Source organism: Methylocapsa aurea, assembly GCF_000746085.1.
Lineage (GTDB): Bacteria > Pseudomonadota > Alphaproteobacteria > Rhizobiales > Beijerinckiaceae > Methylocapsa > Methylocapsa aurea.
Genome location: NZ_JQKO01000032.1, coordinates 1 through 12102 on the forward strand (window position 1 = coordinate 1; position 12102 = coordinate 12102).

Annotated in this window: 13 protein-coding genes and 1 pseudogene; 1 reads left to right on the forward strand and 13 read right to left on the reverse strand. The window is 60.1% G+C overall.

Translation table 11 applies throughout. The features are described from left to right. The 13 genes and pseudogenes from DL86_RS15000 to DL86_RS15055 form a co-directional block, all read right to left on the reverse strand. A pseudogene (locus tag DL86_RS15000) lies at positions 1–235 on the reverse strand (IS21 family transposase); the annotation flags it as partial. Between the two features lie 106 nt (positions 236–341). After that, positions 342–4034 carry a DEAD/DEAH box helicase family protein gene (locus tag DL86_RS15005; RefSeq protein WP_202899217.1) on the reverse strand — a complete coding sequence of 1231 codons (3693 nt, stop codon included), beginning with the start codon at positions 4032–4034 and terminating at the stop codon, positions 342–344. A gap of 228 nt (positions 4035–4262) precedes the next feature. Then, entirely contained in the window at positions 4263–4439 is a 177-nt protein-coding gene (locus DL86_RS20010) for a hypothetical protein (RefSeq protein WP_156964696.1), read from the reverse strand. 217 nt (positions 4440–4656) lie between these two features. Beyond that, positions 4657–4983 carry a hypothetical protein gene (locus tag DL86_RS20015; RefSeq protein WP_156964697.1) on the reverse strand — a complete coding sequence of 109 codons (327 nt, stop codon included), beginning with the start codon at positions 4981–4983 and terminating at the stop codon, positions 4657–4659. A gap of 310 nt (positions 4984–5293) precedes the next feature. Further along, positions 5294–6199, reverse strand: a complete 906-nt coding sequence (locus tag DL86_RS20175) for an outer membrane beta-barrel protein (RefSeq protein ID WP_084572961.1) — start codon at positions 6197–6199, stop codon at positions 5294–5296. 365 nt (positions 6200–6564) lie between these two features. Then, the gene (locus DL86_RS15020) at positions 6565–7167 is read right to left on the reverse strand and encodes a DUF7007 domain-containing protein (protein WP_156964698.1); all 603 of its coding nucleotides are present in this window, start codon (positions 7165–7167) and stop codon (positions 6565–6567) included. A 223-nt stretch (positions 7168–7390) separates the two neighbouring features. Continuing rightward, positions 7391–7660, reverse strand: coding sequence for a hypothetical protein (locus DL86_RS20020; protein WP_156964699.1), 270 nt, complete (start codon positions 7658–7660; stop codon positions 7391–7393). Between the two features lie 121 nt (positions 7661–7781). Then, positions 7782–8768 carry an ArdC family protein gene (locus DL86_RS15030; protein ID WP_036263168.1) on the reverse strand — a complete coding sequence of 329 codons (987 nt, stop codon included), beginning with the start codon at positions 8766–8768 and terminating at the stop codon, positions 7782–7784. Positions 8769–8984: 216 nt separating this feature from the next. Next, positions 8985–9206: a hypothetical protein gene (locus tag DL86_RS15035; RefSeq protein WP_036263171.1), complete on the reverse strand. Its 222-nt coding sequence runs from the start codon at positions 9204–9206 to the stop codon at positions 8985–8987. Positions 9207–9299: 93 nt separating this feature from the next. Further along, positions 9300–9641, reverse strand: coding sequence for a hypothetical protein (locus DL86_RS15040; protein WP_036263173.1), 342 nt, complete (start codon positions 9639–9641; stop codon positions 9300–9302). A gap of 50 nt (positions 9642–9691) precedes the next feature. Continuing rightward, on the reverse strand, positions 9692–10102 hold the full coding sequence (locus DL86_RS15045; protein ID WP_036263188.1) for a hypothetical protein: 411 nt from the start codon (positions 10100–10102) through the stop codon (positions 9692–9694). 148 nt (positions 10103–10250) lie between these two features. Then, a complete protein-coding gene (locus DL86_RS15050; protein WP_156964700.1) occupies positions 10251–10694 on the reverse strand; it encodes a hypothetical protein in 444 nt (147 codons plus the stop codon). Continuing rightward, on the reverse strand, positions 10687–11226 hold the full coding sequence (locus DL86_RS15055; RefSeq protein WP_051953535.1) for a hypothetical protein: 540 nt from the start codon (positions 11224–11226) through the stop codon (positions 10687–10689). The genes DL86_RS15050 and DL86_RS15055 overlap by 8 nt, the downstream gene beginning before the upstream one ends. Positions 11227–11277: 51 nt before the next feature. Between DL86_RS15055 and DL86_RS20025 the strand changes: the two genes are divergently transcribed. After that, positions 11278–11919: a hypothetical protein gene (locus DL86_RS20025; protein WP_156964701.1), complete on the forward strand. Its 642-nt coding sequence runs from the start codon at positions 11278–11280 to the stop codon at positions 11917–11919. Positions 11920–12102: the final 183 nt, after the last annotated feature.

Below are 12102 nucleotides of genomic sequence, written 5' to 3' on the forward strand. Positions count from 1 at the left end.
CCGTCCGCTTCTGCTTGCGCGATTTGACTGCTTCCTGCCGCAGCCAACCCGCCAGCTTCTCGGCGAATGGGTCCAATTTGCTTGGCCGATCGGGAACCTTGAACTTTGGCTCAACCGCGTCCGCCCGCAGGTATTTGCGGATCGTGTTCCGGGACAATCCCGTCCGCCGCTCGATCTCCCGGATCGGGACGTCCTGCCGGAAATGCCAGCGCCGGATTACGCTCAATAACGCCATGTCGATCACTCCTGGATCCCCCGACAAATCAGCCAGGGGGAGGTCAAAACATGGGTCAGTTCTCAGTGAAAAACTCTGGCCTTCCAGGGTCACATCTCAGTGGAAATCAACATTTTCCGCTTCTTGCCTCGATTTTGTCGATCCGTTCCGCCAGGAGTCGCTGGTAAGCTTTGAAAGCGGGGCTTGGGTCCGCGGTGACGATCTGGCGTTTTCCGCAGCGGATCGTGGGCAGACGGAGATATTGGCGGAGGTCTGATTTGAGGACGACATCCGCGACCGAGCGATACATCGCCATCAGGTCGGCGACGTTGATGAATTCCGAGAACCGAGTCACCGGCTTGTAATGGCCGGAGGGCTGCAACTCCAGTTCAGTGCGGGTTTCGCCGAAGTTCGACGCCCAGGCGTCGAATTCGTGGATGCCGCGTTCTTCCAGCACGTTTGGCTGCATGAAACGTTGGAGCGTGAAAAGTTCGCCCAAGGTATTGGTAATCGGCGTTCCTGAGGCAAGAATCAAAGCGCGGCCCGGGTTTTTTCTGGCCGAGATGAAGCGGGATTTCACGTAAAGGTCCCATGCCCGTTGCGAGCCGTCGGGGTCGACGCCTTTAAGAGTCGTCATGTTGGTGGTGAAGGAGAGCTTTCTGAACTCCTGAGCTTCATCGACGATGATCTGGTCGACGCCGATTTCGCTGATCGTCAGCAGGTCGTCCTTGAGCGATTGCAGCGCCTCGAACTTGGCTTCCAATTTCTCCTTCATATTTTCGATGCGCTTGCGAGAGATGCGGTCGTCGCCGGCGATCTTTTCGAGGATATCCTTGTAGCTCTCGATCTGAGCGCGGATCAGCTCCTGTTCGAATGCGGCCGGGGTCGAGATAAATTTGAACGCGCTGTGGGTGATGATGATGATATCCCAGCTCGCCGTCGCGGCGCGGGCCAGGAAACGTTGGCGTTTGTCCTTGCTGAAATTCGTTTCATCGGCGACGAGAATGCGGGCATTCGGGTAGAGGATCAGGAATTCGCGGCTGGCTTGCGCGAGGCAATGGCCGGGGACCGCCATCATGGCCTTGGTGATGAGGCCGAGGCGCTTCTGCTCCATGACCGCGGCGGCCATGGTGAATGTCTTGCCGGCGCCGACGGCGTGGGCAATGTAGGTCTGGCCGGTGCTGATGACGCGCCAGATTGCATTCTTTTGGTGGGGGTAAAATTTGATGATGCTGCTGGCGCTGGGCAGCTGCAGATGGCTTCCGTCGAAATGGCGCGGGACCAGATTGTTAAATTGGTCATTATAGATCCGGGCCAATCTGTCGGTGCGCTCGCTATCGTTCCAGACCCAGCGCTCGAAGGCTGTCTTGATCTTTTGGAGTTTTTCCTTCGCCGCTTCGGTTTCGGCGGGGTTCAGCTCGCGCTTTTCCTTTCCGTCTTCGATGGCGACGTCAAAAATTTGCGGAATCGAGGAATTTAGAGCGTCGTTGAGGAGCAGTCCGGCGTGACGGCGCGCTGTGCCCCATTCGGATGTGGCGGCGGCCTGGCCCGCGAAAGCGTGGGCGTCGATTGTCCAGGCGGCGATCTCGACGGTGTGATGGACAAGCGCCTTGACGCCGATCACATCGGCCGAAAACGCGGCGACGATGTCGGTTGGAATCCATGGCGCCCCGAGTCGCGCGGTGATGTCCGAGGGCTTGAGGTCCACTGGCTGGACTTGGCGCAGGGCCTCGACATTGCGCTGATGGCGGGGGTCGAGGGCCGCGGCGGCGACCGCGGCGGCAAGTTTGGTGCGGACAGGGCCAGAGAGATAGGCGTCCGCGGTCTGCCAGCTCTCGACTCCTTCCGTCGTAAGCTCGGGATCGATGAAGATTTGGTCGCCAAGTTCCACAATTGTTTCGTCACGCGAGCGCCCCAGGAGCTCGGCGATGCGATTGAGACAGACATAGCCGAGTTCGTGAAGAATGACGGCGAGGGCGTCGGCCGCGCTTTCAATCAGCGGCTCGGCCGGGGGATGGAGGACACGGTCGGTGAAGATTGGCCCTTGTTTGGCCTTGCCGGTTTCGATGTCGTAATCTTCGATTGAGGCGATGAGCCAAACATCGGGGTCGTCGAGGAACGGCTGGAGGTTGGGCCGGCGCTGGGTTTGGCGGCCATCGCCGGTTTCGGGATCGGTAGTCTCGCTGATGGTGGTGAGATTGATCGGTCCAAAATTTCGGACGAACGCGTTGTAGGCGACGCGGAGGCGGACCTGCGCGGCGCCCCAAGGGTCATTGGCTTCCTGGGCGCGCAGCACCTCGCGGGTGGCGTCGCGGATCGGGATGAGATGCCGGATAATTCTTGCGTGCTTGGCAGGGATGCCTTCCGTCCCCTTGCCATGCCGCACTGCGACGGCGGTGGGAATTCCATCGAGAATCTGAATAAGTTCGTTATCGACGATAACGTAGGAGCCTTCCTTGATGATCGACCCTTCGGCGGCGGTTCCAACCTGAATATCCGGTTTGACGACCTGGCCGCGTGTTTGGCGGGAGGGCGGCGTGTGGATGTTGGCAGGCAAACGATGGACGGCGAGGCAGAGGGCGTCCTCCAGATCGGCGCGCGACTGGGACAGGCAAGTGTAAGCCGGGCCGAAGGCGCTGCTAGTCCTGGAGTGGCGGCCGAGGACCATTTCGGGATGTTCGAGGAAATAGCGATTGATGGAGAGCGCGGGATCGCCGTCCTCAGTGGGGACAGCCTCGAGCAGCGTGTCCCAGGCGGCGCCAACGGGCGCGCCTTCGGTGAGCCGCTTCTGCAGGAAGAGCACGTCGACGACGACGTCGGTTCCGGCGGCGGCGTTCATGGCCCCTTCGGGCAGCCGGATCGCCCCGACGAGCTCCGCCATGGAGGCGATATGCGCCCGGGCCTTCGGATCGACCTTGTCCATGGTCAAGCGGCTGGTGACGAAGGCGCCGAGGGAGCCCGGCTTTAGCCGCTCGATGGCGCGGGCGATGAAATAATCATGAAGGGACAGGTGGAGGCGGCCGGCGGGATCCTCGCCTCGGACGATTCTGTCGCTGAAGGGCGGATTGCCGATGACGAGATCATAGGTTTCAGGCAACCGGGCTTTGGTGAAATCCTCATGCCGGATATGGGCGTTGGGATAGAGCAGTTTGGCGATGCGCGCGGTGGTGGCGTCCATTTCGATGCCGGAGAGGCTGGTCTTGCCTGTGAGCCCTTCCGGCATGAGCGCGAAGAAAAGACCTGTCCCGCATCCAGGCTCGAGGATGGAGCCGCCGGAAAAGCCCATGTGTTCGACGGCGGTCCAGATCGCGCGGATCACAAATTCCGGAGTGTAATGGGCGTATTGGGTCGCCCGGGCGAGGCTCGCGAGATCCGCGCGCGAGACGCTCTGCTCTAACTGATCGCCGAGATCCTCCCATCCTGCCGGAAATGATTCTCCGGCGCGGCGGAACAGCGTGTTGGCGAGCTCCGTCGCTCCGAAGGCGGTGAAGCGGCTTAACGCATCTTGTTCCTCGGCCGTTGCGTTGCGTTTCGCCGCCTCGATTTCATGCGCCAGGCGGATGGCGGCGAGATTGTCGATGGCGCGGGCTTTCCAGCCGCGGGCGAGCGGGCGATCGCCGGCGAGGCGGAAGTCATGCGCTGGCGCCTTGATGCTCTGAGGAGAGGGATCGCCAGGATCGGGGCTGTCGTCGTCAGGGAATGAGTCTGGAATCGACGGCTTTCCAAAGCCGGCGTCCAAGGTTACCCCCCATCCGGAATGGCTCGTCGTTTCGAGGAATGAGAGCGTGAGTTGGTTGCTTTCGCGGGGCATTCGGGTCATGCGGGGTTCCTTTCGCGCAAGCGGAAGCGCCGGAGCGCCTGGGGCGGCCGGTTGGCGTGCGTGGATTGGTGGGAGGATGGGCGAAGCGCCGCGGCGGAGCCCTGTAGCGGCGCGGCCGCGCCTTCGGTAAGCTCAAACGTGCTCGAGGTTACTCAAGGCGGCGCGTATGGTGTTCCAGAAGGCGCCGAGCGGAACGTCAGGCGGAACCTGAACAGACGCCATTGATGCCTATTTGTAGGGGTCGAGGCATTCGAGGCTGATCATACGAATCTGTTCGCCGCGTTGGCTGCCAGTGGGATCAAAGCGGACATAGACGTAATCGACGAATTCTTCGCCGCAGAGGCTGATGATGACGCCGGCGCGGCCGTGGAGGCCGTTCGCGTGCGGGTCATGAATGACGCGCACTTTTTGCCTTTGCGCAGCCAATGGCCGCCTCGCGCTTTGATCTCTGTCTTTTGCCGGTCCTGGCGGGCGATCCAGGAGCGAATCCTCTCGCCCGGGGCCGGGTCGCGCCAATGCCAGGAGCCGAGAAAGTCGGGAGGCTCCGGTAGGATGGAGGCGAAGCTGTCACGAACTAATGTTCGAGTGGCGAGCGAGGCGACGCCGTGTTTTTCCATCTTGCTCACCAATGGCCGAACGCCGTCTCAATCGTCAGGCGTTCACGCCGGTCGATGAGATCGAGCGCCTGGATATGGAGGGGAGAACCGGTGCGCGCCTGTTGGACGACATGCGCCCAAACTTCTCTGTCTTCAGCGAAGATCGCCGCGCCGTCCTTTGGATTGTCGAGCTTTTGCAACTCGATATGAGGCGAGCCGTCCTTGAAACGGCCGTAGTCGGAGACGGTCCATCCCTCACGATGTGCCGCCTTGTAGTCGAAGTCGTTGATCGTTAAGGGGGTTGCGTTATTGCGCCTCTGCAAGGAAATTGTGCTGGAAAGCATCTGGTTCATTGGGATCTCCTTATGTGTTTTTCCTGAAGACCCCATGACGCGGCCACGGGCGGATGGTCGGTGCAAAGGCGGCGCGCGCGCCGGGATCTGCGCGGCCCAGCGGTAGCGGCCGAACGCAGACCCGCCCTTTGTCGCCGGACGAACGGCTGTGGCGCTTTCTCCATTTTCCCTATTGTCTTTTTTTTCACCCATTGGTTGTGTCATGAGTATCGCCCTGGTTACGAAATTCGAGGCGGACGGGCGGATTCTTGAGATCGTTGTGAAATGACGCCTATCGCAGTGAAAGCGTCAGGTCGGAGGATCATTCGAATTAGAATTTGAACCCGACGCCGCCGCGGATTGTCTGGGTGTCGACGCGTCGTCCTGGGAATTGGCTCCAGAGATATTCGGCGCGCAGCGACAGCGTCGGCGAGAGGTAGCCTTCGATTCCAGCGCCCGCCGTCCATCCGGCCTCGACCGAATTATAGGCGCCGCTCTGATCGTATCTTGTGAGATTGGAGACAATCAGTCCGCCCGTGGCGTAGACCATGACGCGATCGAAAAGTGCGAGACCAATACGTCCTCTGAATGAGCCGCTGACGCCCGTGCTTGTGGCGGGGAGAGTCCCATAGGGCGATGGGTCCTGGGTCAATATCCGAGCGGCGTAGCCGATGTCGGTTTCGAGGCCGGCGATGACGGATCCGATCTGCTTATTGTAGCCGGTGAACCCCCAGAGTCCCACCGCTGGGCTATTGCTTGCACGGCCGTAGCGGTCGAACGGGGCGAGAGATCCGTAGACGCTTGGGTTCGATCGCCAGATCCTATGGCTACCGGATAAGAAGCCTGCGTAAGGTCCGTCGAAGGAATAAGTGAATGAAGCCGCTTGCGGTGGCGCGATTGCTAGCACGCGCGTTGCCTGTTTCGCCCGAGCCCTGGCTCTCCACACTTTTATCAAATGTTTGCGGAGCCCCTTGCGCAGATGATGTTTGTGGACAGTTTTTCGAAGGATTGTCGTCTTGTGGATATTCAAGGGTTCTCGCGGCGGATGGAGTTCTTTGTCGTGGGTCGCGAATATTGAGTCGCGCGGATAATTGTCCGCCAGGACCCGCCTCATATCGTCGCTGAGACCGGGAGGCTGTGGTTTTGGAGTAGCGGCCATGCTGCCCGAAAAACACTGTGAGCTGATGCAGAGGCTGAGTACGATCGTGGTTTTGGCGTTGTGAAGCGGATGTCGCATTGGCGTTTCTCGGTGAGGGAGGAAGTCAGTGACGCGCGGCGCGCGCGGAATGCGCGGTGGCCTCGCATGGCGATGGACCGAAGTTGGCGCGGTGGCGCGCGAACGCCGAACGGATTTTCTGAGGAATGAAAAAAGCTCTGGCGGCCGGGGCCAAACGTGTTTTCGCGTTCGCGAGGAGGCGGGCTAATTTGCGAACGCGCGCCGTCTGCGCCGATGCCGAGGATCGAGAGAACGGCGGATGTGGCGGGATAGAGCGCGCTTCATGCCGCCGGCTTTTGGCTTGAATTCAACGGCGGGTGGCAATGGCCGGGAATGGGCGCGACCCGCTGTTGGCGACGATCTCGCGTTCGCTCTAAGTCGCGTGATCAGACGAGCGGCGGAATCTCGGCGTGTCGATCTGGGTCGATCACAAAGCCGAATGGCAAAGCGCCGCCCCGGTATTCATCGGCGGGCACGAGAAAATACCGCTCCGCCGACGAATTTGCGCTGGATCGTCCGCCGAGCCGGGCGCAAACTCCAACCATGCCCTTGGGAACGCCGTTTTTCCAATCGCCCCAGGCTGCCGTCGTGATCCAATTGGCCTTGTTGTCGATATTGAACTTCTGCTGGTCACGTTTGCGGCTTTCGCCCGGTTGGAGCGTGACGCCGTAGAAGATCTCATAGGCGTCGGGGAGCCAATGGCGGAGCGTTTCCTTGGCGGACTTGAAAACAGTCTCGACGTCGGGAGAGCCGGTTTTTGTAAGGAAGGCGCGGAATTCGGGCTCGAAGACGAGAGCGGGCATGCACCAGTCGCAGTCTTCCTCGTAGGCGGAGCGCCCTTCGGTGAATTTCTTTCCCGCCATGTACGCGGGCATGGCGGCGGATCGAGCCGGATCGAGCAGATACCCGCCGTGGCTGGATGTAGTGACCAATTGAATGCCCGGAGCCACTGTCTTGATGGTCTGGGCTAAACCCCATGGTGTTTGCATGTCGGCGTTCCCTTCATTGGTTTCTCTTCATAATTTGAAGATGCCAATCAAACCGACGCGGGCGGGCGGCCGGCGCAAAGGCGGCGCTTGCGCCGGGATCTGCGCGGCCGAGCGGTAGCGGCCGGACGCAGACCCGCCCTTTGTCGCTGGACGGCAGGCTGTGGCGCCTCTTATTTTCTTCCGATTTTTCAGCAGTTGTGTCCGAGCGCCTTGAATTTTCGGGTCAGGGGGGGAGCGATTGACCGGCTTTCAGTCCCGGCCTGCCATGAGCGGCCTCCGCGGTTTTGGTGAGGGGCGGCAATCGGCAGAGACCGGAGGGGCCTATCCCGTTGCGAATTTGGCGCAGGAACGGGGCCTCGGGTTCGCGCCAGTCTTGGCCATTCTGCCACAGGGTAAGAAGGCGCGACTTCCAGGTGCGGCCGTTGCGATCGGCGAAGGCGCGCAAGGCCGATGCTTGCTCGGGCGTTAAGTGATTGTCTGCTGTTTTGGTCATAAGAGAGCGTTCTCCTGAAGCTTTACGCCGCGACGGCGGTGTTTGTTGCGGCCGGCGGTATGTGTTGGGCGCGGGCAAGGCGGAGGGCCTGCGTGCAGGCATTCAGCGCCAAATGGGGGAATCAGGCGGCGATGGCGACGGATGTCGCTCCATCCGTTTGCTCGGCTTCAATACCGTCGTCGGGATCATCAGCCAGGGCGGCGTAATCAGGGTGGAAGGCGAGCAGATAATCGGCGATCTTCTGCGCATCGGCGGCGGCGCGAACAATTTCGCGCTTGTCGCTCTTGAGAACAGAAATCCAGGATGCTAAATAGCTGGCGTGATTGGGGACGTCCGTCGGAAGACCGAGTGTGTTTCCGACGAAATATGATGCGAGCTCGGCTCGAAGCTCCTCCCGCGAATACCCCGCCGATCCGAAGCGACCGGTGAGATCGCGGTTCAGCCGATGTTTGGCTCCACACCAATGTGCGAGTTCATGCAAAGCTGTAGCAGCCTGACCTTCGGCGGAATGAAACGCGGAATCTGGTGGCAGTTGTATGTGATCGGTGGACGGACTGTAAAAGGCGCGATCGCCGCCGATCCGAATAATGGCTTTGCTGTTGCGCAGGATGATATCTGCCGCTTCAGCCCGCGCCCATGGCGTGTGGTCGGCTTTCAGCGGGGTGAAGGGTGGAATGCCCTCGATCTGCGATGCGTGAAACACTGTGAATGAGCGCATCACCGGAATTCGCTTCGCGCGATCGTCGCAAACATCGGTTGTTTCACCGTCTTCGATCTGGATCTGTTTGCAGAAGAAGACAACCGCGCCCTTCTCGCCCCGGCGCACTTGCCAATCCCGTTCGGCAGCTTGCCTGTAGGTACACCAACGCGGGTCTTGGCTTGCAAAAGCAAGTGCGGACATTCCTAGCATCAGAACATTGATGCCGCGATAGCGGTGGCCCGTGGCTGCGTTGACCGGCATTGCCGAGCCGCCTGCTACGTTCGGGTCCCAGGGTTTCTGCCAGGGGCGCGTGCCGGCTTCCAGGGCGGCGATGATTTTGTCGGTTATTTCCTGATAATGATCGCGGCGAGCGAAATTGTCCTTGGCTCGGCTTTTGAATTTAGTCATGGGGACTGCCCTTTCCTTTACGGATTTCTGGAACAGTTCCCCACGCCCCGCATCCAGGCCGCCGGCGCAAGGGCGCGCAGCGGTGAGGTCGAGACTAGCGTAGCGGCTCGGCCGAGCGACCCCTTGCCGACGGTAGGCGCGGAATGCGGTAGCGGCGTTTCGTCTATTGCGTTTCATTTTTTGGGTTTTGCAGCGATGAGGTCTCGCAACAACCAGTCACGGTGTAACGCGTCCCATCAAGACGAGCTCTTCGGCGCCGAACACCTGGGAGTTTCCACAAGCAGAGCATTTATAATTGCGAGCGTCGGGCTCGCAGCATTCGGCCTCCTCTCCACATGCGAGGCAAAACCCCACCATGTCCTCGGACGCTTGCTCGATCTCGTCCAAGGTGAAGCGTTTTGGAATGATCTTGCCGGATTTTCCATATTCGACTGCCATGGGGCGTTCCTTTTCCTAAATCATTTTGTTGAAGGTAAAAGTTTTGGAGCCGTTTCGCGTTTGATCGGAATCCGTGTGCCGGCGGCAGAGCGCTCATTCATGCGATCCAATTTCTTCGCCGTCCAGATCTCTAGGCAACTCCGAGGAGCCAACGGCTTCTCGCAGGTTTTCGCCCCATTCGGCCTCATCGTCGTAATCTGGGAGAGGTGTCGGGCATTTCTGTCCTTCGAAACTTGGGGAGAAGGGCGCGCATGTTCCAGCGAACGCGGTTCCTTCGTAGATCGCGGGACCAGCGGTGACGCCGAGTTCGATGGCGATCACTTGGGCCATGGCGCAGCCGATGGCCTCGAGCGCGATCTGGCATGCCGCTGCGGTCGGGTGTTTCAGGGTGTGGATGGTTTCGAGCATTTCGTCGAGAGTGAGTTGTTTGGACATCTCTATCGGCCTCAAAGGTGGATGAGAGAGAATCTGGGATTCTCCTACATTCAGGCGCTGGGCGGTTCGGGATCAGGGAGACCGGCGCAAATGGCGTCGGCTTTGGCGAGGGCTGGTTGAGCGCGCGAGAGCCACAGTTCAAAATCGGCGGGGGAAGGGCCCATGGGCTGGGCGGCCTCGGTTAGGACGGCGACGAGAGCCTCGAAATGATCGGCCTTGCGTTGAAGGGAGTCTTCGAAGGCCGTGGAAACGGGGATGGCCTCGCTCTTATAGGCGGCGTTCTCGCCGGGCCAGATGCCGGTGACGTAGGTTTGTCCGGCAGTTTCGTAGTCTTGTTTCTCGCCGCTCCAATCATCGTCCTCAAGAGCGAGTCGGCAAGCCGCCTCGACAGTTTGACCTTCATAGGTCCGGTGGCGATAGATTGGCAGGCGGTAAGTGGTTTCAATCGTGAATCGAGGCACGGCGATGGTCTCCATAGCGGCGTTGGGCGTAAGTTTACAACTCTCCTCGGCGGCCGTCGGCGAGGGGATGGATGTTGAACGGGATGGCGCCAAGATGACGGGCGGTCTCGCTGCGGGTGGGGTCCATTGGCGGAGGCGCGAGCGCGCCTCAAGATAGGTCGGCATGGGGCTTTGCTTTGTCCGGGGGCAGGATGTCGTCCCATGGGATGAGGACGATATTCAGGTGTCGGGCGTAGTCTTCGGCGAGCTCGATCGCCCAGCTGCGAGCTTCACGGATGGCTTCTCCATAGTCCTCCCACTTGGCGCCAACTCGGGCGCAGGCGCTCGTGATCAATTGCGGCAGAGCCGGATGGTCGGCATAGTTTCTGCGGGCTTCCTCGAGGGTTTCGTCTACGCTCAATATCAGGAGCGGATACCAGCCCGCGGAGTCGCGGCATTCGAGAATGACGTGCTGGGCGTCATCTGGCGAAAGGCGACTGAAGGCATAGCGCCAGGCGCGTCGCAGGCGTTCCGCTTTCGCGGTCAAGCGATATCGGGCGGCGCAGAGTCTGCCAGCGAGCGTATTTCTCAGGTCTTTTGCTGTTTTACGCATGGCCGGCCTCGTCTTTTGCCGATGGAGCGCTCTCGATTTGATCCAGGCCGGCTTCGACAAGGAAATCTTCGAGAATGTCGGTGGTTGATTTGCCGAGGATTGCATCGGCGGTAATGAGGACTGCCATGCCTCCCCATGCATCCGACCGCATCTTGGAGCATGTGAACGAAGAGAGGACGGTGACATAGCGGAGCGTCGTCGAGCGCCTGACAATTTCTTGGAGAAGGAATTCCCAGGATATGCCGCTGAGATCGAGGGTGATGTCGGTTTCGGCCGGGTCGCTGTCCAATAGTTGTTCGGCGATTATTTCATCTACGACGCTGGGATGCGGGGACGCTGCGATGGCGGATTCGAGCTTGCGCCTGTCGAGTGCAATCGAATCATTAGGGGCGATCTCGGCATAGAAATAGAGTTCGTCTTCGTTGGGTTCGTGGCTGTCGAAAATCTGTTCGAGCAAGAGCCGGTCGAGCGGCGTCATGTCAATTTTTGGGATGTTTTGTTGCACGACTGTCGGGGTGTAGTAATCGGCCATTTTCGCGCCTCTGAAACGCGAAGAGCCCGGCGCTCTGGCCGGGCTCTTCAGGTGGATGATGAAAGAGATCGAAGGTTAGGAGGTCTGGCGTCTGGCCCGAAGGGCTGCTTCGACTATTTGACGTCCGAGTTCGCTGTAATCGCCCTGGTGCGCGTTGAAGTGGCCTCCGACTTTCCAAGGCGGGTATTGTGGATTAACTTTGCCCGGGGCGAGGCCGACCCAGGCCATGAAGAGACCTTTGGCGAGGGTGCATCCGGCGGCTGCCGCCATTGCCTCGGTGATTTGATCATCTTCGAAGACGGGGTGGTCCGGTTTGGTCTGGAGGGCGTTCCGCTCCCGGATCAATTGCTTGATCATTGTGCAGGCTTGTCCGGCGACAGTCGAGAGGGTGTAGAGGCGTCGAATCATTTTTTTGCGTGTATCGACGCAATGTTCGCCCTGTGTGCAAACATGATCGTGCAGTTCGCCGGCGCCCTCTCTGCCGCAGGAAAGGCAGGAGCAACGCCGGCATTTGGCGACGGCGTCGAGGTTTTTCATTACCATTTCAAGTTCGCTCATGATGAGGCGTCCTTTTTGTGCGGCGGCGTAGGGTTGGAGGTTGGGCGCCTGGATGATTTGCGTCGAGAGAGTTTGACAAGCATGCGTCTGCAGGCGGCCGCGGTTTTGTTGCTTCCTGTGTCGAGGATCGTCTGAGTCAATAGAACGTCGAGCAGGGCGGCTTCCGCCGGCGTCAGCGAGAGGGTGCGCACAGAGGCTCCTCCTAGAAACGGGAAATGACGACTGGGAATGCGCTGGCCAAGTGGCTGATGACCGCAAGGACGGGCAGGCGGGTGCAGAGTTCGAAGAGGTCGATGGCGAAAGTGAGGGATCGTGCGG